This is a genomic window from Bradyrhizobium sp. S3.3.6 (assembly GCF_040546905.1).
Taxonomy (GTDB): domain Bacteria; phylum Pseudomonadota; class Alphaproteobacteria; order Rhizobiales; family Xanthobacteraceae; genus Bradyrhizobium; species Bradyrhizobium cytisi.
In genome coordinates, this window is record NZ_JBEPOT010000016.1 from 124,152 (window position 1) to 145,040 (window position 20,889).

Consider the following 20,889-nt stretch of genomic DNA (forward strand, 5'->3'; position numbering starts at 1 on the left):
GCAACGCGTGAGCGTTGCGGCGCAGAGCCGGGACCCAGGGGCTACGATTTCCCGTGTCGCATGGGCCCCGGCTCTGCAGCGCACCGCCGAAGTGGCGCTGCGCTGCGTCCGGGGCACGAGCGGGGCGTGAGGCCGGGACTCTTTCCACTCGTCATTGCGAGCGCAGCGAAGCAATCCAGAATCTTTCCGCGGAGGGACTCTGGATTGCTTCGCTGCGCTCGCAATGACGGGGAGGCGGGGTCGCACCGCGTCGTGCACACCACCCATGATGCCATCATGCCGGTGTTTTGCCCGACGGAGCAAGCGATTTCGGCAAGGCCGAAATTTCTCGGGCCTTTTCAACCTCATATCTACTGTGCATGGGGTTGTTTTCGACTTTCGCCTCTAGCTGACCGTGAATGCCGCGGGAACCCGCTCCACCTCCTGCGGGTTCTATCCCCGTGGCTCCGGCACCTTGCCGGGGCGGGTGAAGGGGGAAGACACCTGCATGCAGTGGAGCCTGCTCCGACCGGTCGGCCTTGTCCCCGCGGCGCTTGTCCTCACCACCATTTCGGCCAGCGCCGAGGGCGGCAAATCGGCCGGTCCGTCCGAATTCCTGCTGGTGGCGCAGATCGTGCTGCTGATCGCGGTGGGGCGCGGCCTCGGCGAGATCATGCAGCGGATCGGCCAGCCCTCGGTGATCGGCGAATTGCTCGCCGGCATTCTGCTCGGGCCGTCGCTGTTCGGCTGGATCTGGCCCGAAGCGCAGCACGCGATCTTCCCTGCGACGTCCGAACAGAAGGCGATGATCGACGGCATCGCCCAGTTCGGCATTTTGCTGCTGCTCCTGCTCACCGGCATAGAGACCGACCTCAAGCTGGTCAGGAAGGTCGGCAAGGCCGCGATCGCGATCTCGATCGCCGGCATCCTCGTGCCCTTCGCCTGCGGCTTTGCGCTCGGTGAGTTCCTGCCCGATGCGCTGTTGCCCAAACCGGAGCAGCGCCTGGTGGCCGCGCTGTTCATGGGCACGGCGCTGTCGATCTCCTCGGTGAAGATCGTCGCGGTGGTCGTGCGCGAGATGAATTTCATGCGCCGCAATGTCGGCCAGATCATCGTCGCGACCGCCGTAATCGACGACACCATCGGCTGGATCATTATCGCCGTCATCTTCAGCCTGGCCTCGCAAGGCACGCTGGATATCGCCTCGGTGGCGAAGGCCGTGCTGGGCACGCTCACCTTCCTCGCCATCAGCTTCACCGTCGGCCGGCGGCTGGTGTTTCAGCTTATCCGCTGGGCCAACGACAACCTCGTCAGCGCCGCGGCGGTCGTCACCGTGATCCTGCTGTTGATGGGCGCGATGGCGCTGATCACCCATGCGATCGGCGTTCACACCGTGCTCGGCGCCTTCGTCGCCGGCATCCTGGTCGGGGAGTCGCCGATCCTGACGCGGCAGATCGACGAGCGCCTGCGCGGGCTGATCTCGAGCTTCTTCATGCCGGTGTTCTTTGGTCTCGCCGGCCTGAGCGCCGACCTCTCGGTGCTGCGCGATCCGAACCTTTTGATGCTCACAGCCCTCCTCGTCGTGATCGCCAGCGTCGGCAAGTTCGGCGGCGCCTTTGTCGGCGGCACATTGGGCGGCCTGCGCACGCGGGAATCGCTGGCGCTCGCGAGCGGCATGAACGCGCGCGGCTCGACCGAAGTGATCATTGCAACCATCGGCCTGTCCATCGGCGTGCTCAGCCAGAACCTGTTCACGATGATCGTGACCATGGCAATCGTGACCACGATGGCGATGCCCCCGATGCTGCGCGCGGCGCTCGCGAAGCTGCCGATGAACCGGGAGGAGCAGGAGCGCCTGGAGCGCGAGGAATTCGAGAAGCGCGGCTTTGTCGCCAACCTCGAACGTCCGCTGCTGGCGGTCGACGAGAGCGTCAACGCCACCTTCGCGTCGCACATCATGGGCCTGATGGCCGGCATGCGCGGCCTGCCCATCACAGTGCTGCATATCGGCACGCACGCCAGGGAGCAGGAGAAGGTCCGCGATGAGGAGGAGAGCCACGAGGCCGTGGTGAGGAAGGCAGCCGTCTCCGCCAATGGTGAAGGCGACGCCGGCAGGGTCGATGTCGTCACCCGTGCCAGGCGCGCAGAGCTCGGCGAGACCATCGCCGATGAGGCGCGCAAGGGTTTTGATCTCCTGATCGTCGGGGTCGACAAGGTCACTGCGGCCAACGATCGGTTCGATCGGAAGATCGAGGACATCGCCGCAAGGTTCGACGGACCGCTCGCGATCGTGGCCGCCAGGGGCAAGCACCTCAAGCAGCCGATACCGGATGCGCTCAACATCCTCGTTCCCGTCTCCGGCAGCGGCGTCGCCAAGCGCGGCGCGGAGGTCGCGGTCGCGCTGACGCAGGCCGGATCGGGCTCGCTGCGCGTGATCTATGTCGCGACGACGCGGGACAAGGGCGCGCAGCGCGGTGCCTCCCGCGGCCTGAGCCAGGAGGCCGGCATCCTCAAGGACGCCGGCGATCTCGCTGCCCGCTACGACGTCGACATCACCACCACGCTGCGTGTGAACCGGGCGCCGGAAGCTGCGATCCTGCGCGAGATCGACACCACCGATGTCGATCTCGTCGTCATGGGCGTCGACCGCATCCAGGCCGATCACCTCTCCTTTGGCGGCGTTGCGGACGCCGTGCTCAGGCAGTCGAAGGTCTCGGTGCTGCTGGTCTCGAGCGGCGAGGCGCGGCAGGCACCAAGCGAGGCCTAGGACTTCGCCTCCGCGACCGGCTGCGCCTTCGGCGCCTTCTTCGACGCGCGCCAGTTCTCGAACCGCTGCACCACCACGAAGAACGCCGGCACAAACAGCACCGCGAGGCAGGTCGAGGCCAGCATGCCCGAGAACACCGTGATGCCGATCGACTTGCGGGCGCTGGCACCGGCGCCGGTCGCGATCACCAGCGGCACCACGCCGAGGATGAAGGCGAACGACGTCATCAGGATCGGGCGGAAACGGGCGCGCGCCGCCTCGATAGCACTTTCCAGCACCGGCTTGCCGTCGCGCCCGTGCAGCTCGAGCCCGACCTCGACGATCAGGATCGCGTTCTTGGCCGACAGCGCGATCAAGAGGATCAGGCCGATCTGGCAATAGAGGTTGTTATCGATCTTCAAGCCGTTGAGGACCAGCATGGGCCCGATCAGCGACAGCGGCACGGCGAGGATCACCGAGATCGGCGCGTACCAGCTCTCGTACTGGCCGGCGAGCACGAGATAGACCAGCAGCATGGCGAGGCCGAACACCCAGTAGATCTGGTTCGAGACCGCCTTCTCCTGATACGACATCGCAGTCCATTCGAATCCGGTGCCCGGCGGCAGCGTCTTGTCGCCGATCTCCTCCATCAGCTTCAGCGACTGGCCGGACGAATAGCCCTGTGCCGGTAGGCCGACGATGGTCGAGGACGGATAGAGATTGTAGAGGCTGATCAGCGACGGGCCGGTGACCGGCGTGATCGTGGCGACGGTGCCGATCGGGATCATGTCGCCATTCTGGTTGCGCACCTGCATGTTGGCGATGTCGCGCTCGGTGACGCGGAACGCCGGATCGGCCTGGGTGTAGACCTGGAACACGCGGCCGAACTTGTTGAACTGGTTGACGTAGGACGAGCCGAGATAGGTCGACAGCGCCGAGAACACGGCGTCCGTGGTCACGTGCAGCGTCTGGGTCTTGACGCGGTCGATCTCGACGTTGAATTGCGGCACCGCCGAACGAAACGAGGACGAGACGCGCTGCAGCGCGCTCTGGCTCTGGGCGTTCGAGACCATCGCGCCGGTGATGGCCTGCAGCTTGGCGAAATCGCTGTTGCCGTCGCGCAGCTCGACCTGCATCGAGAAGCCGGCGGCGTTGCCGATGCCTTGAATGGGCGGCGGCGGCAGCACTAGCGTGCGCGCCTCCATGATGGTCGCGACCTTGTCGTTCAGGCCGTAGACCAGCGAGCGCAAATCCTCGCCGGGGCCTTTGCGCGCGTCCCAGTCCTTCAGGATGATGTAGGCGACGCCGGCATTGGCAAGGCTCGCGCTGTTGTCGAGCGCGGAGATGCCGGCAATCGTGATGACCTGCTGAACGCCGGGCGTGTCCTTGATCATATCGGCGGCCCTGTCGAGCACCTTCTGGGTTCGCTCCAGCGAGGCGCCGTCGGGCAGCTGAACCGCGGCGATCAGATAGCCCTGGTCCTCAATCGGGAGGAAGCCGGTCGGCACCCGCGACAGGCCGTAGCCGCCGATCCCGATCAGGACCAGTGCGATGGCAACCGAAATCGTACTGTTCCTGCACAGCACGCCAATCAGCCGGATGTAGCCGCGCTCGACGCGGTTATAGACGGCGTTGAAGCCACGGTAGAAGAAGTTGCGCTGCTCCGGCGGCACCGTCGGCCGCAGCCAGAGTGCGCACTGGGTCGGCTTCAGCGTCGCTGCGTTGATGGCGGACAAGAGCGCGGTCGCCGCGATCACCAGCGCGAATTGCGAGTAGATGCGGCCCGTCAGGCCGGCGAGGAACGACGCCGGCAAGAACACCGAGATCAGCACCAGCGTGATGCCGACGATCGGCGCGAACAGCTGGTCCATCGCCTTGATCGCGGCGTCGTGGCCGTTCATGCCCTGCTCGATATTGTGGGCGGCACCTTCCACCACGACGATGGCGTCGTCGACCACGATGCCGATCGCGAGCACGATTGCAAACAGCGTCGACATGTTGATGGTGAAGCCGAGCGCCGCCATCGCGGCGAAGGCGCCGATGATGGTGACAGGCACGGTCGTTGCCGGCACCAGCATCGCGCGCCAGTCTTGCAAAAATACCAGGATCACGACCAGCACCAGCAGGCCGGCCTCGATCAGCGTCATGTAGACCTCGTGCACCGAGGCCTGCACGAACTTGGTGGTGTCGAACGGCGTGTCGTATTTCATGCCTTCTGGGAAGCGCCTGGCGAGCTCCGTCATTTTCTTCTCGACGGCCTGCTCGACCTCGAGCGCGTTGGCGCCGGGCGACTGGAATACGCCGATGCCGACGGCGGGCTGCTTGTTGAGCGAGAAGATCTGGCTATAGGTCTGCGCACCCAGCTCGACCCAGCCGACGTCGCGCACACGCGTGACGTCGCCGCTGGTGCCGGTCTTGACGATGATGTTCTCGAACTGCGTGGTGTCGTCGAGCCTTCCGTTGACGTTGAGCGTGTACTGGAACGCTTGCCCCGGCGGCGTCGGCGGCGCGCCGACCTGGCCGGCCGAGACCTGCTGGCTCTGCTGCTGGATCGCCTGGATCACGTCCTGCGGCACCAATCCGCGCGCTTGCAGCTTGTTTGGATCGAGCCAGATCCGCATCGAATACTGGCCGGCGCCGAACACCGTGACGTTGCCGACGCCGGGCAGTCGCGAGAGCTCGTCGCGTAGGTTGATCGTCGCGTAGTTGCTCAAGTAAAGGCTGTCGAACCGGGAGTCAGGCGAGGTCAGCGTCACGAACAGCAGGATCGAGGTCGATCTCTTCTGGACGGTGACGCCCTGGTTCTGCACGGACGACGGCAGCTGCGACAACGCACTGGAGACGCGGTTCTGCACCAGCACCTGCGCGAAGTTGAGGTCGGTGCCGATCTTGAACGTCACCGTCAGCGTATAGGTGCCGTCGGAGCCGCTGTAGGACTGCATGTAGAGCATGTCCTCGACGCCGTTGACCTGCTGCTCGATCGGCAGCGCGACGGTGTCGATCACGGTCTTGGCGCTGGCGCCGGGATAGCGCGTCGTCACCTGCACCGTCGGCGGCACCACATCAGGATATTGCGCGATCGCGAGGTTGAACAGCGCGACGCCGCCGATCAGGATCATCAGGAGCGCAATGACGTTGGAGAGGACAGGCCGCTCGATGAAGAATTTTGAGATCATGACCGGCGCCTCATTTGTTCGAGGCCTGTGGCTGCTCGATCTTGGTCATCTGCGGGTCGATCTTCTGGCCCGGGATCACGCGCAGCAGCCCTGCGATCACGACGCGGTCGTCCGGCTTTAGGCCGCTCTCGATCACGCGCAGGCCGTTGTCGACGGCGCCGATCTGCACTTTGCGCTGCTCGACCACATTGTCCTTGTTGGCGACCAGGAGATAGCGCCCGCCCTGGTCGCTGCCGAGCGCGGTGTCGGGGACGAGGAGGGCGTTCTTGTCCTGGTCGAACGGCACGCGGACGCGGACGAAATAGCCGGGCAGCAGCACCCGCTTGTCGTTGGGCACGAGCCCGCGCACGGCAAGCGTGCCGGTTGATGAATTGATGGTCGGCGCGACGTAGTCGAGGTGGCCTTCATGCGGATAGCCGGTCTCGGTCTGGAGGCCGACTTCGATCGGGAATTGCTTGAGGTCGGCGGCGGTCAGTCCGCGGCGCTGAGCCTCTGCCCGGATCCGCAGCACGTCCTGCTCGTTGACGGTGAAATTCACCCAGATCGGGTCCATCGCGACGATGGTGGCGAGCTGGGTCGGGGAGGAGACGCCGACGAGCTCGCCGATCGAGACCATATGCGCGCTGACGATGCCGTCGAACGGCGCGCTCACCTTGGTGTAGCCGTAGTTGACCTCGGCGAGCCTCGTATTGACCTGGGCCTGCTGGAGGCTGGCCTGGGCGTTGTCGCGGGTCGATGTCGAGGTGTCGAGTGTCGCCTGCGAGACCGCCTGGCGCTGCACCAGATCGGCCTGCCGCTTGAAGTCGGCTTCGGCCTGCTTGAGCGTGGCCTGCGCGCCGGTCTCGGCAGCTTGCGCCTGTTCGAGCTTGAGCTTGTAGGTCTCGGGCTCGATCGTGAACAGCTGGGTGCCTTGCTTGACGAAGGTGCCGTCCGTGTAGTCGATCGATTGCAGGAAGCCCTGGACGCGCGCCACGAGATCGACGCTCTTGACCGGCGCGGTGTTGCCGGTGGCCTCGACATAGCGCGTCACCGACCGTTGTACGGGTGTGGCGACGTCCACCTTGGGCGGCGGCGGCGCGACGAAGGCGTTCTTGTCCTCGCAGCCGGCGAGCGCAATCACGACCGCCGTGGCGGCCAGGGCCCGCCCGACATGCCTCCATGCGCCACGAGATTGTGCGGAATGGACGGGATACGCTGAGGTCATTCGGTGGCCCCCGATGGCTAGCTGTCGGTGCGGCAGGCTAGCAACAAATGACCGGCCGTGAAACACCATAGCCATGGCAGGCGCAGCCCTTGCACTGCAAACAGCGGCGTGTCTTCGACATTTTGGTCGTGACAAATCGCTTTTCACCGGGCGCACGATCGACCAGAATTGTGTCAAAGGCAGCGCGATCGGCGCGAGGCTGGCGGAAGGAAGCGGACAAGAAGAAACGTGAGGAGAACATGACATGTCTACGCCATTCTGGTCAGCCTGCGCCGGCCTCGTCCTCGCAGCGGCGGTCGCCATGCCCGCACTAGCTGATGGCCTGAAGGACGAGATCGCACCGACCGGCAAGCTGCGGGTCGCGATCGCGATCAGCCCGGCGGGCGGGGCGTTCTGGTCGACCAAGACCGAAGCCGGCTACGCCGGCGTCCCCGTCGATCTCGGCAAGGACATGGCGGCGCAAATCGGCATCCCCGTCGAGTATGTCGTGTACCAGAATTCCGGACAGATCACCGACGCGGCCGGCAAGGGCAGCTGGGACGTCAGCTGGTTGCCGAAAGATCCCGAACGCGAGACCAGGATGATGTTCGGCCCGATCTACGAGGTCGCGGACGCCACCTATATCGTCAAGGCGGGTTCGACCGTCACCAATTTCGCCACGCTCGACCAACCCGGCATCAAGGTCGCGGCAGTCAACGCCACGACCACGATGCGCGGCGCCGTTGCGCATCTGAAGAATGCGAAGGTCACGGGCTATCAGACCTACGATGAGATCTTTGGCCTCCTGAAGAGCGGCGAGATCGACGCCTTCGCGCTGTCGCGCGACCAGCTCAACAAGATGGCGCAGAAGATTCCGGGCACGAAGGTGCTGGACGAGACGTTCAAGAAGACGGTGACCGCCGTTGCGGTCCCGCTCGGCCATGGCCAGTCGCTGGCGTTCGTCACCAGGTTCATGACCGAGGCCGTGACCAACGGCACCTTGCGCAAGGCTTATGATAATAACGGGCTGAAGGACACGCCGATCCGCACCGAATAGGTTTATCCTTCCGGCCACATTGGATTTCGACTGGGGGCACATGCTTGGACGTTGGATCGCAGCCGCGATGGTGTCGCTGGTCTCGATGATGCAGAGCGCTCAGGCCCAACCGCTGACGGTCGATCCCGAGACCATCGTCCCGCTGCCGCCCGGGTTCGACATGGAGCCGCCGGCCTCCGACGTGCCGCCCGAGATCGCGCGCTTCCAGGGCGCATGGATCGGGACCTGGAGCGACGACAGGCACATCCTCGTGGTCGAGCGCGTCAGGGCTGACGGACATGCAGACCTCGTCTTCGCCCGGTCGGACTCGGCCTTCAACGGCATGAATCGCGAATGGTGGCGGGACCAGGCGACGGTCGTGGACGGCGTGCTGACCATGACGGGGTTTCGCATCTTCCGTTATGCCTTTGATGGCCCCGACCGATTGTACATGACGGCCACGCTCAAGAATGGCGTCGTCACCTCCGGAGCGCTGGTCCGCGCCGATCCTGCGCGTCTTGCTGCGGGCGATCGGCCGAACGACTGGCCGTGGCCCGGCGCGCGCGTCCGGATTCCGCATCTTGCGGTTCGCACGCCTGATGGCACGCGGCCGATCACGCTCGAGGGCACTTTCTACCCGCCGTCGGGGCCGGAGCCGGCACCGCTCGCGATCGTCACCCATGGATCCGACGTCGGTCGGAATCAGCTGAGATCCTGGTCGTTCTCGACCGAAGCGCATTGGCTGCGCGACAACGGATTTGCAGTGCTGGTGCTGATGCGCCGCGGACGCGGCAGCTCCGAGGGCATCAACGGTGAAGAGACTTTCGGCCGCGATCACGACGGCAGCCTGATCGACGTCTCGGCCGGTGTCGCTGAAGCCGTCGAGGATATCGAGTCCGCGATCGCCTATGGCCGGACGCTGCCCGGCGTCAAGCCGGGCAAGGTGCTGCTCGCCGGCCAGTCGCGTGGTGGCTTCCTCGCCATGCACTATGCCGGCCTCAAGCCCGGCGAGGTCTTGGGCGTGGTGAATTTCAGCGGCGGCTGGTACCCGTATGGACCGGTGACCACGCCGTACTACGCCAATGCGGGCCGCGGCGCAGCCGCCAAGGTCCCGCAGCTCTGGCTCTATGCCGACAACGACCGCCTCTACAAGGAGGATCTTATTCGCGAATATCACGAGGCGTTCGCAGCCGCCGGCGGCAGCGCGCGCTTTGAGATTCTACACGGCGTCCCCGGCGATGGCCATCTGCTGCGGCTTTATCCCGAACGCTGGCGAGCGATCGCCGACAAATTCCTGGCTTCGCTCGATCGCGAGCATTAGTCGCCGCGGACAGCCGCGGCAATCTTGCCATGCAGGATTCGTTCTTGTTCCGCAAAGCCAAATGCAGGGCTGCGATTTTTTATCTCCACGCGTGGAATAATTGCCGATGGCGCATTCCGGCAGAAGACCCGCCTTTGTCGCCAGCAGGAGCACGTAAAAATCTCTTTCTGATTGGCTGCGCGAAGTGTCTCACGCGTCAAACTGACACAGCTCTGTCAAATGTGAACGCTAGGGTCGCGGCGTCATTCCTTCGGGGCAAACAGAGATGAAATCCAAATTTTTGACGACGGCTGCGATTTTCGCGGCCGCGACTGCACTTGCGTGCGCCATGCCGGTTCTCGCAGACGATTTCGGCCGGGACCGGGATCATGACCACGATCGTGATCATGATCGTCATCCGCATGAGATCCATACGGAAACGCCGATCAAGCATCTCGTCATCATCTTCAACGAGAACCGCTCGTTCGACCATTATTTCGCGACCTATCCGAACGCGGCCAATCCCTCGGGCTCGATCCCCTTCGTGCCGAAGCCGCATACGCCCCGGGTCAACAACCTCGCCAACGCCAGTTTGCTGGTGAACAACCCGAACAACAATCCGGCCAACGGCACCGGCGCAACGGACCCGTTCCGCCTTGACCGCACCCAGGCCAACACGCGTTCGCAGAACCACGCTTATACGCCCGAGCAGCAGGCCGTCGACAACGGCAAGGAAGACCTGTTCCCGAAATTCACCGGTCGCGGCACCGCCGGCGGCGCCGGCGCGTTCGGCACCAATGGTCAGGTGATGGGCTATTTCGACGGCAACACCGTCACCGGATTCTGGAACTACGCCCAGCATTTCGCCATGACCGACAACAACTGGACCGACACGTTCGGTCCGTCGACGCCGGGCATGCTGGAAGTGGTCGGCGGCCAGACCAACGGCGTGCAGCCGGTCATCGGCACCACGGCGTCGATCGCGGACGGGCAGGGCGGCCTGACGCTGACCGGCGACACCGATCCAGGCAACGATGCCTGCTCCAGCAAGACCAGCACCATGCTGATGGGCGGCAAGAACATCGGCGACCTGCTCACCGCCGAGCGTATCAGCTGGGGCAGCTTCATGGGTGGCTTCGATCTGACCCTCAAGAACGCCAACGGCACCACCGGTTGCGCCCGCAGCACGTTCTCGACCAACGTCAACGGCACCATCGTCGACTACATCCCGCACCACGCCTTCTTCCAGTATCACGCGTCGACGGCGAACCCGACCCACGCGCGGCCGAGCTCGGTGCACGCGATCGGCCATACCCATGACTTCAACGGCAAGGTCGATCCGGCCAACCACAATTACGACCTCGAAGACCTCTATGCGGCGATCAAGGCCGGCAATTTCCCGGCCGTGTCCTACGTCAAGATGCCGGCCTTTCAGGACGGTCACGCCGGCAACTCCGACCCGCTCGACGAGCAGGCCGGCAATGTCGAGCTGATCAACTTCCTCCAGAAGCAGCCGGAGTGGCGCGAGACCGCCGTCATCATCACCTATGACGACTCCGACGGCTGGTACGATCACCAATACGTTGCACCGAAGAACGCCTCGTATGACGCGACCGCCGATCAGGTCAACGGTCCCGGCCTGTGCGGCCTCGGCCCGACCAAGCAGCCGGCGCCGAACGGTCTCAGCGGCAAGCCGGTCAACGGCCGCTGTGGTCCGGGCACCCGCGTGCCCCTGATCGTGGTCTCGCCTTACGCCAAGACCAACTATGTCAGCCACACCTATACGACCCAGGCTTCGGTGGTTCGCTTCATCGAGGACAACTGGCTGCATGGCCAGCGCCTCGGCGGCGGCTCGTTCGACGCCACCACCGGATCGATCATGGACCTGTTCGATTTCGACCATGATCATAGCCATGACTTCCGCACCGACGCGCTGTTCCTCGATCCGACCACCGGCACGGTGATGGTCAGCCCGCCGGACGAGCACCACCACCACTAGTCCAACGGGACGTCATAATGAACAGCCGCACTTTGTGGCTCCTCGGCGCCGGCCTGCTCGCCCTGGCCGGCGCCGTCTTTGCAGCCGAGACGCAAGGACTCGCGCAAGGACTTGCAGAGGCGAATACGGCGGGCACCAACCCGAACCCGGTTCGCCTCATGCGTCCGTCCGTTGCCCCGTTGTCCGCGATGGCGCAGCTCGGCAAGGAGATTTTCTACGACGCCTCGCTGTCGTCGTCCGGCTCGCTGTCTTGCGCATCCTGTCACAGCCCGGATCACGCCTACGGCCCGCCCAACGATGGGCCGGTGATGCTCGGCGGCGCCAGTCTGTCGCGTCAAGGCGCACGCGCGGTGCCGTCGCTGACCTATCTCGATCGCCAGCCGAATTTCAGCATCGGCCCTGACAAGGGCGACGACGACAACATCATCGACCTCGCGCAGATGGCTGCGCTCGGCCAGCAGGCCGCGCGCACGACCAAGACCGCGGGCGGCACCGGTGCCTCGGCCAACATCGTGCCGCAGGGCGGCCTGTTCTGGGACGGTCGTGCCGACACGCTTCAGGACCAGGCGCTGTTTCCGCTGCTCGACGCCAACGAGATGGACGGCGGCAGCGCAGAGATCGTGGCCGACAAGCTGCGCCGCGCACCTTATGTCAACCGCTTCGTCGAGCTGTTCGGCGCCGGCGTGCTGAGAAACCAGCGGCTGCTGATCGCGGAGGCGATGTTTGCGGTTGCGCGCTACCAGGTCGAAGAGCCGAGCTTCCATCCCTACACCAGCAAGTACGATTACTGGCTCGAGGGTAAGGCGCGGTTGTCGGAGAGCGAATTGCACGGCCTGCAATTGTTCAACGATCCCGACAAGGCGAACTGCGCCGGTTGCCACACCTCGGCGCCGACCCGCGACGGCTTGCCGCCGATGTTTACCGATCATCAATATGAAGCGCTCGGCGCGCCACGGAATGCCGCGCTCGCGGGCAACAAGGATTCCGGCTATTTCGATCTCGGCGTGTGCGGTCCGCATCGGACCGATATTCCCGAGCAGACCCAGTATTGCGGCATGTTCCTGACGCCGACGCTGCGCAACACCGCGACGCGTCGCGCCTTCTTCCACAACGGCGGCTTCAGAACCCTCGAGCAGGTGCTCGACTTCTACAATTTCCGCGACACCAATCCGGAAAAGGTGTTTCCGCGCGCAGCCGACGGCACGGTGCGGAAATACGACGACCTGCCTGAAAAATATCACGCCAATGTCGACGTCACCGATCCCCCGTTCGATCGTCACTCCGGCGACAAGCCGGCGATGACCGATCAGGACGAGGCTGACATCATCGCCTTCCTGAAGACGCTGACGGACGGCTACAAGGCGGAGAACTAGGGCGCGTCCAACAGGGCTAGTGCGGTTTGATCTCCGCGTATTTCACCATCGCCTTCTCGAACTTCCGCTTGAACAGCCACATCGCGCCGAGAATCTCACGGAAGCTGGCCGAGCTTCGCGCCCGGTCGGCCTTGCCGAAGGCGAAGATGCTGTTGTTGCGCAGGTGCTTCATGATGGTGGGATCGGATACCCGGTAGTTCAGCAGGTCGCCCGACTTGAGCGCCGAGCGTGTCGGTGTCGGGATGATCTGGATCAGCTCGAACAGCTTCATCTGGTCGATCGGATCGGGAAGCGTCTTCACGATCGCCGGGATCTCGGCGAACAGCTCGGCATGCGCGTTCATCAGGCCGTCGCGCACATTGGTCCAGTGATTGAAACGGCGATCGGTGCCGCGGGATCGTGCCTCTTCCTTGTCGTCACGCGCGTTCAGCGCGGGATCGGTCGCCGCGATCGCACCCTTGATCGCCTCCCATTTGCGCTGGCCGTTGCGGTCCTCGGACGGGCCGGTCTGCAGGCTGCCCATATAGGTGTTCGAGCGCGCATTCCGGACGTTCTGCTTGCCGTTGGTCTCGGCAAAGAACAGCCCGAGGCTGATGCGGCCCGCCGCGTCGGCATGAACAGGCGCAAGCCCCTTGGCGCGCGCAATCGCTGCGGCGAGATCGACGACATCCTTGAACGGCGTCGCCGAATTCTGCGCGCTCGGCGGCGGCGCCTCCATGATCTCGAACAGATCGGCATATTCGTCGACCAGCGGCTCGATTGCGGCATCGAAATAGGCCGGGGGAATTTCGAACTTGTTCGGTTTGCCGATCCGCGACGGTACGGCGTCGGTGAGATCCTTGTACGCGCTGATCACCGCGACGCGCGCAAGATAAAGCGCCTGGCCGGGCAGGTTGGGCAGCGGCTGCTTCGCCTCGATCTGGCGGCGACGCTCGCTAAGGATCGATTTGAAATCGCCGAGTGCGCGATCGTAGGCGGCTTGCGCGTCCGATTGTGTTGGCGGGAGCGATTGCGCCTGGCTCGCGGTGAGCGTCGCCAGGATCAGCCCGAGCCCCGCGATGGCTGCGATGGCATGACGTCGTGCACGCATGGCTGGTTCCCCCAACGATTCGTCGGTCAAGGGATCGTAAGCATCAGATGTGAGGGCTGGCGAGATGAAATCCGGTCCGCCCGCCTAGTCGTTGGCCTCGGGCGGCAGGAAGTCGACCTCGTGCTGGGCCGAGATACGCACGACCTCGGCGGGGTCAGTCAGATTGTGGAGCTGGTTGAACAGCGCCTCCAGCTTTTGCATCGGCGAGACCCAGAACAGCGCGCGGGCCGGCTTGTCGGATTTGTTGAAATAGCCGTGCGGAATGCCGCGCGGCAGGCGCACGAGGTCGCCGGCATGGGCCTTCACCCATTTGCCGTCGAGCTTGAGGTCGAGCGTGCCTTCCTGCACCAGGATGAACTCGTCCTGAGTCGGATGGATGTGCACCGGCACGAACTGGCCGGGCTCGCTGTTGGTCTCGAACGCGAAGGTGGACTCAGTGACGGCCTTGGGGAAATAGACCTGGCCCAGGATGTTCCAGGTCTTGCCGCCAAAACCCGTGCCGTTCGCGGTGATGCCTTTTTCAAGTGACGCCATGGCTCGCCTCCATTGGGAATTCCGGCCGTATCGGAGTGTTGCCCAGGTGCGGAGCGGAGTCCATCCGCCCTAGCCGTCGCGGTCGGACGCATTTTTCCGCAAGAACCCTTCGACCTCGGCCTGCACCGAATAGGGCGTCGGGATCGGGTCGCCTGCCGCATCGACGGCGGTGTCGAGCGAGCGGCGCAGCATGCGTGCGAGCTCGGCCTTGCGGTAGGGTTTTGTCAGAAGTGGCGCACCCCTGGTGGCGTGTCCCGGCCCATGCGGGGCGTCGTGGGCATAGCCCGACGTGAACAGCACCCGTAAGGAGGGCCGCGCGGCCACCATCTCGTCGGCGAGCTCCCGTCCGTTCAAGGCGCCGGCCATCACGATATCGGTGAAGAGCAGATCGAAGGGCGTGCCCTGGGCCGCGATGGCGAGCGCGTCGCTCGCGTTGGCGGCGGGGATGACCTTGTAGCCGAGGCTTTCGAGCTGGACCGTGACGTAGTGACGGACATCGCGGTCGTCCTCGACGCAAAGGATGGTTTCCGTCCCGCCCACGATCTTGCGCGCGTCATAGCCGGTCGGGCGAAGCACGCTGGTCTCGGCCTTCGGCAGGTAGATCGTGAATGTCGTGCCGCTACCTTCGGCGGATTCGACCTTGATGCCGCCGCCCGACTGCTTGACGAAGCCGAACACCATGCTGAGCCCGAGGCCCGTGCCCTTGCCGACCTCCTTGGTCGAGAAGAACGGATCGAAGATGCGTTCGAGGATCGCCCGCGGAATGCCCGTGCCGGTGTCGGCAATCTGGATCTCGACATAGTCGCCGGCATAGCCAGCGCCGACCGCGACGGACTCGCGCACGCCGAAGACCACATTGCGCGTCGTCAGCGTCAGCCTGCCGCCCTCAGGCATTGCGTCGCGGGCGTTGATCGCGAGGTTGAGCAACGCCGAGGAGAGCTGCCCGCGGTCGGCGAAGGCGAGCCAGATGGTGCCGTCGAGCCTCCTCACGATCTCGATCTTCTTATCGAAGGTCGCCAGCATCAGCTTTGCGAGCTCTTCGAGCAGGTCGTTGACGTCGATATCGGCCGGCTGCAGCGCCTGCTTGCGCGCAAAGGACAGCAGGCTCGAGGTCAGTGCCGCGCCGCGATCGGCGGCCTCGCTGATCAGCTTGGTGATGGTGGCGAGCGGCGTGTTATCCTTCACGGCCTCGGCGAGGATCTCGATCGTGCCCGTGATCACCGTGAGCATGTTGTTGAATTCATGCGCGATGCCGCCGGTGAGCTGGCCGACCGCTTCCATCTTCTGCGCCTGGATCAGCTGCTCCTCGGCGGCGCGCTTCTGGGTGACGTCCTTGACGAAATTGTTGATGACGGTGCGCCCGCCGAGCTGGAGCGTGGTGCTCGACGCCTCGATCAAGATCTCGTCGCCTTCCCGGTGCAGCAGGGTCGCCTCAAACCGGATGCCGATCGGCGCATTCGAGAGCTCGGGCAGAAGGCGCATCATGCGTTGCCTGAAACCGTCGCGGAGCGGCTCGGCGATGAGAAGGCTGACGACGTCAGCGCCGAGCGCCTCCTTGCGCGTCCATCCGGTCAGCGCTTCCGCCTGAACGCTCCACTCCAGGATGATCCCGTTCGCGTCGGTCTGGACGAAAGCATCCAGCGCGGTCTTGATAACGGCCTGGGTCATCTGGGCACTCGACTGCGCCTGCTCGGCCAGTTGCGCGGCGGTGCGCTTGTCTTGAGCCGCCTCGATCATGCGCGTGCAGAGCCGCGCGATCAGCACCGCGACGGCGCCGCTTGCGAGCAGGGCAATGATCTGGGCAATACCGAACCAGGGTTGTCCGGTCACGGCAGACGAGACGAGGAGAGCCGCGGCGGTCACGACGACCTGCGCGGCCATCGCGAGTGTCAGAAGCCCCCTGAGTTTCATGCTTTCGCACCAACGACGTCAGTCGCGAACCCCCAAAGTCCGCTTTGTCAAATGAGTCCGGCTCCATGTGAGCTACAGACTCCCTGCGGCGGCGTCGAGGGCAATTTCCGGCGGTATCGGGGCGAGGCGTTCCTTTGGGTCAACCTGCGGGCGAATCGGTCTGGCGCAGCGTTGTGACCCAGATCGCGCGCGCGGCCTGCTGGGTTGGGTTGTCGAACATGTGCGGCACGATGCTCGGAAAACGAAAACTGTCGCCGGCTTCCAGCACATGGGCCTCGTTGTCGAGCCACAGGCGCAGGCTGCCAGAGAGGATGTACCCGGCCTTCTCGCCGGTGTGCTGCAGGAAGTCGGTGCCTGACGAGGCGCCGGGATTGAGCGTGAGCTCGTAGAGCTCGAGCTGGCCCGTGCCTTCCGGCGTCAGCGCTTCCTTGACGACGCCGCTGGCGGTGAGCCGCAGCAGGCGCCGGTTGTTCTTGCGCACGATGTAGCGCTGCACGTCGGCGGCGGGATCGCTGGTCTCGAAGAAATAGGAGATGGGCACGTCGAGCGCGATGCTGAGCAGGCGCAGCGTGCGGATCGACGGCATCGCGCGTGCCCGTTCGAGCTGGCTGATCATGCCGTTGGAGAGGCCGGTCTTGGTGGCGACGTCCTGGATCGAGAGGCCGGCGCGCTGGCGCAGCAGCCGCACGGTCTCGCCGAGCCGCTGGTCGACCGCATCGTCGGTTTCGGTCGTCGGCGCGTCCTTCGGACCGTTCGTGTTGCCGCGACCATCCATGTCGCTCTCCCGTGCATGACCTCACCGCCGGAATTGGCCGGCGGTGTGAAAAGGTCGCGCATCCTAGCAATCCGATTGACAGCTGTATTTAGTCATGATGAACTTTTGATCGAAAAATTTAGAAGCACTAAAGCCCACTCCTGTCCCTTTGCCGGGGTCTGGGGGCGCGGGAGACGGTGCCGGGTGCGACAACGGAGAGTGGTCATGGCAGACGACACCGGCAAGTTCGGCGTTGGGGCACTGCATCTCGGCATTCCGAATCGCCGTCAGTTCTTCCAGCTCGGCGCGGGCGCGGCGGCGGGATGGAGCCTTGCCGGTAACGCCTTCGCCCAGACCGAGCGCTCGGGCAATCCGCCGGACAAGCCGCGCGGGCAGGTGATTGCGGCGCTGTCGCAGGAGCCGACCGTCTTCCATCCGCTGATGCCCAGCATCGAGGTCGACCAGGGCGTCTGGTGGCAGGTGTTCTCGCCGCTCTGGTTCATCGATCCCGATGGCAAGTTCATTCCCGACCTCGCGCGCGAAGTCCCGACCATCGAGAATGGCGGCCTGTCGGCCGACGGCCTGACCTGGAAGATCAAGCTGCGCAGCGACGTGAAGTGGCACGACGGCACGCCGTTCACGGCGGACGACGTGAAATTCTCGCTCGAGCTGAACAACAATCCCGACTTTCGTGCGCGCAGCCGCGTCGGCCATAGCCTCGTGAAGGATATCAAGATCGTCGCGCCCGACGAGATCCATTGGCGGATGGAGGCTGCCTATTCGCCCTACATGTCGATTCTGGGGGCGCTGACCTTCATCGTGCCCAAGCACATCCTGGAGAAGGTATCCGATCCGAATGCCTCGCCGTTCCACAACGCGCCGGTCGGGACCGGACCGTTCCGCTGGGGCGAGCGCGTGCCCGGCGACCATATTCAGTTGAATGCCTACACCGGCTATCACGGCAAAGGACCTTACGTCGAACGCGTGGTCTTCAAATATATCCCTGATCTCACCGTCCTCTACACCCAGTTCCGCACCGGTCAGGTCGACTACACCGGCCTGCAAGGCATCTTGCCGAACTTCGTGCAGGAGGCAAAGACGCTGAAGGGCCGCAAGATCTTCGTCTCCGCGACGTCCTCGGTCGAGCACATCGCGCCCAATCTGGAGTTCGGGCCGCTCGCCGACCGCACGGTGCGCGAAGCGCTGTATCTTGCGATCAACAAGCAGGCGATCATCGATGCGCTGAATTACGGCCTGCCGACGCCGACCGAAAGCTTCGTGCCGCAGCAGGCCTGGTCGTTCCAGCAGGGACTGCCGCAGCACAAATATGATCCGACGAAAGCGAATGCGCTGCTCGATGCGGCCGGCTGGATGCGCGGCTCCGGAGGCGTGCGCGAAAAAGGTGGCGTGAAGCTCGAATTCACCAATTCGACCACGTCAGGCAATGCCGTTCGCGAGCAGACCCAGCAACTCCTGATCCAGGACTGGCGCGCGATCGGCGCGACGATGCGCGTCAACAACATGCCGGCGGCCGTGATCTGGGGTGATTTCTGGCAGCAGTCGAAATTCAACTCGGTGATCGTGGGGGTGAACTTCATGCTGGGCAGCGACCCCGACGTGACGCCGCGCTTCGGCTCCGGCGCCATTCTCGCCAAGGGCGGCCGCGGCTACAACACCTATCAATACCAGAGCGCGGAAGCCGACCGGCTGCTTGCCGAAGGCGCCAGGCAGTTCGATCTCGCCCAGCGCAAGATCACCTATGGCGATCTGCAAAAGCTCGTCCGCAACGACCTCGCCATCCTGCCGCTGTTCCAGGGCTTCATCGCCGAAGGCGTGAAGGAAGGGCTGCAAGGGTTCCGCCCCAACATCAACATGTCGATCAACTGCTGGAACATCCGCGAGTGGTACTGGGCCTGATGCATTCGATCCGCGGGATCGCCTGAGATGGCCCGTTACGTCGCCAATCGCCTGGCGCAGGCGATGATGCTGCTGGTGATCGTCTCGGCGATCGGCTTTGCGATTCTGCATCTTGCGCCTGGCGGCCCGCTGTCGCAGTTTGCCGTCTCCGGGCAGATGACGCAGGAGGATCTCGCCCGCGTCACCAGGCAGCTCGGGCTCGATCGTCCGCTGCCGATCCAGTATCTCGACTGGTTCGGCCGCATGCTCAAGGGTGATTGGGGCAGGTCGTATCGCGACGGCGAGACGGTGCTGTCGGTGATCTCCTCGCATCTCGGCGCCACGCTGGAGTTGATGACGACGGCGACCATCATCGCGGTGCTGCTCGGCTGCTGGATCGGCATATCAGGCGCGCTCCGGCGATATTCGCTGTTCGATTCGCTTGCCACCGTCGGCGCCATGATCGCTCTGTCGATCCCGACCTTCTGGTTCGGCCTCATCACCATCTACGTTTTTTCGGTGACGCTGGGCTGGCTGCCGGCCGGAAACCGCGAGACCGTTGGCGACGGCTCCTTCTTCGACCTGCTGCATCATCTGATCGCGCCGGCCTTGGTGCTGGCGCTGGTCGAGACCGCGATGTGGGGCCGCTTCATGCGCTCCTCCATGCTGGAGGTCATCAACCAGGACTACATCCGCACTGCGCGCGCCAAGGGCATGCCGGAATGGCGGATCCTCACCGTGCATGCCTTGCGCAACGCGCTGCTGCCGATGATCACGGTGGCCGGTCTTCAATTTCCGACGCTGCTCGGCGGCGCGCTGGTCGCCGAGACCGTTTTCACCTGGCCCGGCATGGGCCGGCTGTTCCTCGATTCCATCGGCTATCGCGACTATCCCGTGGTGATGGGCATTCTGATGTTTTCGGCAATCATGGTGCTGATCGGCTCGCTGCTGGCCGACATCTTCTATGCCGTCGTCGATCCGCGCATCAGGGTGGGCTAGGCGATGACGATCGCGACCCTTTCCACGGACCAGCCCGCGCCCGGCCAGGCGGCGTGGCGGAGATTCCGCCGACATCGGCTCGCGCTCGCCGGAGCTGTGATCATTCTGGTTCTCGTGCTCGGTTCGGCATTCGGTCCTTATCTGCTGCCTTTCGACGACACTTATATCGACATCATGAAGCGGTTCGCGCCGCCGTTCTCGGGCGCGCACATCCTCGGCACCGACGAGCTCGGCCGCGACGTGCTGGCGCGGCTGATGATGGGCGGTCGGGTGTCGCTTTCGATCGGCATCGTCGCGATGGTGATGGCGATGGCGGTCGGCATCGTCGTCGGCGCCTTCGCCGGCTTCTATGGCGGCGTGGTCGGCGCGGTGCTGATGCGGCTCGTCGATGCCGTGCTGTGCTTCCCGACGATCTTCCTGCTGCTTGCACTCGCCGCGCTCACCGAGCCCGGCCCCGTCACCACCACCGTGCTGATTGCTGCTACCGCATGGATGAGCGTTGCCCGCATCGTCGAGGCGCAGGTCCGTTCACTGCGGGAGCGCGAATTCGCGGTCGCAGCTCTCGCGTTCGGTTCGTCGAACCTGCGGATCATGTTCCGCGAGCTCGTGCCCAACGCGATTGCGCCGATCGTGGTTGCGGCAACGCTGAACGTTGCCCAGGCGATCCTGCTCGAATCCTATGTCAGCTATCTCGGCTATGGCATCCAGCCGCCGGCCGCGAGCTGGGGCAATATGCTCAACAACGCGCAGATCTATCTCACCAGCGCGCCCTGGCTTGCGATTGCGCCGGGCCTCGCGATCACGCTGGCGGTGACGAGCTTCAACTTCCTTGGCGATGGCCTGCGCGATGCGCTCGATCCGCGGATGAACATACCATGACGAGCCGACCTGCTTCGATCGAACTGAATTCCAG

At 64.5% G+C, this 20,889-nt stretch carries 14 protein-coding genes; 8 read left to right on the forward strand and 6 right to left on the reverse strand.

The annotated features are described in order from the left end of the window. The first annotated feature begins 487 nt into the window (after window positions 1–487). Window positions 488–2,746, forward strand: coding sequence for a cation:proton antiporter domain-containing protein (locus tag ABID59_RS33420; protein ID WP_354086183.1), 2,259 nt, complete (start codon window positions 488–490; stop codon window positions 2,744–2,746). Here the strand turns inward: ABID59_RS33420 and ABID59_RS33425 are convergent. After that, entirely contained in the window at window positions 2,743–5,901 is a 3,159-nt protein-coding gene (locus ABID59_RS33425; protein ID WP_354086184.1) for an efflux RND transporter permease subunit, read from the reverse strand. The genes ABID59_RS33420 and ABID59_RS33425 overlap by 4 nt on opposite strands. Window positions 5,902–5,911: 10 nt before the next feature. Then, the gene (locus ABID59_RS33430) at window positions 5,912–7,105 is read right to left on the reverse strand and encodes an efflux RND transporter periplasmic adaptor subunit (RefSeq protein WP_187435246.1); all 1,194 of its coding nucleotides are present in this window, start codon (window positions 7,103–7,105) and stop codon (window positions 5,912–5,914) included. Between the two features lie 244 nt (window positions 7,106–7,349). Here ABID59_RS33430 and ABID59_RS33435 point away from each other — a divergent pair, with 244 nt between their 5' ends. The 4 genes from ABID59_RS33435 to ABID59_RS33450 all read left to right on the forward strand — a co-directional run bounded on the left by ABID59_RS33435 (window position 7,350) and on the right by ABID59_RS33450 (window position 12,792). Continuing rightward, window positions 7,350–8,141, forward strand: coding sequence for an ABC transporter substrate-binding protein (locus tag ABID59_RS33435; protein ID WP_354086185.1), 792 nt, complete (start codon window positions 7,350–7,352; stop codon window positions 8,139–8,141). 40 nt (window positions 8,142–8,181) lie between these two features. Beyond that, window positions 8,182–9,441: an alpha/beta hydrolase family protein gene (locus tag ABID59_RS33440; protein ID WP_354086186.1), complete on the forward strand. Its 1,260-nt coding sequence runs from the start codon at window positions 8,182–8,184 to the stop codon at window positions 9,439–9,441. 328 nt (window positions 9,442–9,769) lie between these two features. Continuing rightward, the gene (locus tag ABID59_RS33445; protein ID WP_502916844.1) at window positions 9,770–11,419 is read left to right on the forward strand and encodes an alkaline phosphatase family protein; all 1,650 of its coding nucleotides are present in this window, start codon (window positions 9,770–9,772) and stop codon (window positions 11,417–11,419) included. Between the two features lie 17 nt (window positions 11,420–11,436). Beyond that, entirely contained in the window at window positions 11,437–12,792 is a 1,356-nt protein-coding gene (locus ABID59_RS33450) for a cytochrome-c peroxidase (RefSeq protein ID WP_354086188.1), read from the forward strand. A gap of 16 nt (window positions 12,793–12,808) precedes the next feature. Here the strand turns inward: ABID59_RS33450 and ABID59_RS33455 are convergent, their stop codons facing one another. The 4 genes from ABID59_RS33455 to ABID59_RS33470 form a co-directional block, all read right to left on the reverse strand. Continuing rightward, complete coding sequence (locus ABID59_RS33455) at window positions 12,809–13,882, reverse strand: hypothetical protein (protein ID WP_354086189.1); 1,074 nt, start codon at window positions 13,880–13,882, stop codon at window positions 12,809–12,811. A gap of 84 nt (window positions 13,883–13,966) precedes the next feature. Beyond that, the gene (locus tag ABID59_RS33460; protein WP_354086190.1) at window positions 13,967–14,416 is read right to left on the reverse strand and encodes a cupin domain-containing protein; all 450 of its coding nucleotides are present in this window, start codon (window positions 14,414–14,416) and stop codon (window positions 13,967–13,969) included. Between the two features lie 69 nt (window positions 14,417–14,485). Further along, window positions 14,486–16,327, reverse strand: coding sequence for an ATP-binding protein (locus ABID59_RS33465; protein ID WP_354086191.1), 1,842 nt, complete (start codon window positions 16,325–16,327; stop codon window positions 14,486–14,488). Window positions 16,328–16,466: 139 nt separating this feature from the next. Next, complete coding sequence (locus ABID59_RS33470; protein WP_354086192.1) at window positions 16,467–17,102, reverse strand: cupin domain-containing protein; 636 nt, start codon at window positions 17,100–17,102, stop codon at window positions 16,467–16,469. A gap of 204 nt (window positions 17,103–17,306) precedes the next feature. On the opposite strand from ABID59_RS33470, the gene ABID59_RS33475 reads away from it, so the two are divergent. The 3 genes from ABID59_RS33475 to ABID59_RS33485 are packed head-to-tail and all read left to right on the forward strand — an operon-like array spanning window position 17,307 to window position 20,855. Then, on the forward strand, window positions 17,307–18,998 hold the full coding sequence (locus ABID59_RS33475; protein WP_354086193.1) for a peptide ABC transporter substrate-binding protein: 1,692 nt from the start codon (window positions 17,307–17,309) through the stop codon (window positions 18,996–18,998). A 27-nt stretch (window positions 18,999–19,025) separates the two neighbouring features. Further along, complete coding sequence (locus ABID59_RS33480) at window positions 19,026–19,976, forward strand: ABC transporter permease (protein ID WP_148754619.1); 951 nt, start codon at window positions 19,026–19,028, stop codon at window positions 19,974–19,976. 3 nt (window positions 19,977–19,979) lie between these two features. Then, a complete protein-coding gene (locus ABID59_RS33485; RefSeq protein ID WP_354086194.1) occupies window positions 19,980–20,855 on the forward strand; it encodes an ABC transporter permease in 876 nt (291 codons plus the stop codon). Window positions 20,856–20,889: the final 34 nt, after the last annotated feature.

Coding starts and splice junctions, on each gene's coding strand:
- ABID59_RS33420 (WP_354086183.1), top strand. CDS start 488: ATGCAGTGGAGCCTGCTCCGACCGGTCGGCCTTGTCCCCGCGGCGCTT.
- ABID59_RS33425 (WP_354086184.1), bottom strand. CDS start 5,901: ATGATCTCAAAATTCTTCATCGAGCGGCCTGTCCTCTCCAACGTCATT.
- ABID59_RS33430 (WP_187435246.1), bottom strand. CDS start 7,105: ATGACCTCAGCGTATCCCGTCCATTCCGCACAATCTCGTGGCGCATGG.
- ABID59_RS33435 (WP_354086185.1), top strand. CDS start 7,350: ATGTCTACGCCATTCTGGTCAGCCTGCGCCGGCCTCGTCCTCGCAGCG.
- ABID59_RS33440 (WP_354086186.1), top strand. CDS start 8,182: ATGCTTGGACGTTGGATCGCAGCCGCGATGGTGTCGCTGGTCTCGATG.
- ABID59_RS33445 (WP_502916844.1), top strand. CDS start 9,770: ATGCCGGTTCTCGCAGACGATTTCGGCCGGGACCGGGATCATGACCAC.
- ABID59_RS33450 (WP_354086188.1), top strand. CDS start 11,437: ATGAACAGCCGCACTTTGTGGCTCCTCGGCGCCGGCCTGCTCGCCCTG.
- ABID59_RS33455 (WP_354086189.1), bottom strand. CDS start 13,882: ATGCGTGCACGACGTCATGCCATCGCAGCCATCGCGGGGCTCGGGCTG.
- ABID59_RS33460 (WP_354086190.1), bottom strand. CDS start 14,416: ATGGCGTCACTTGAAAAAGGCATCACCGCGAACGGCACGGGTTTTGGC.
- ABID59_RS33465 (WP_354086191.1), bottom strand. CDS start 16,327: ATGAAACTCAGGGGGCTTCTGACACTCGCGATGGCCGCGCAGGTCGTC.
- ABID59_RS33470 (WP_354086192.1), bottom strand. CDS start 17,102: ATGGATGGTCGCGGCAACACGAACGGTCCGAAGGACGCGCCGACGACC.
- ABID59_RS33475 (WP_354086193.1), top strand. CDS start 17,307: ATGGCAGACGACACCGGCAAGTTCGGCGTTGGGGCACTGCATCTCGGC.
- ABID59_RS33480 (WP_148754619.1), top strand. CDS start 19,026: ATGGCCCGTTACGTCGCCAATCGCCTGGCGCAGGCGATGATGCTGCTG.
- ABID59_RS33485 (WP_354086194.1), top strand. CDS start 19,980: ATGACGATCGCGACCCTTTCCACGGACCAGCCCGCGCCCGGCCAGGCG.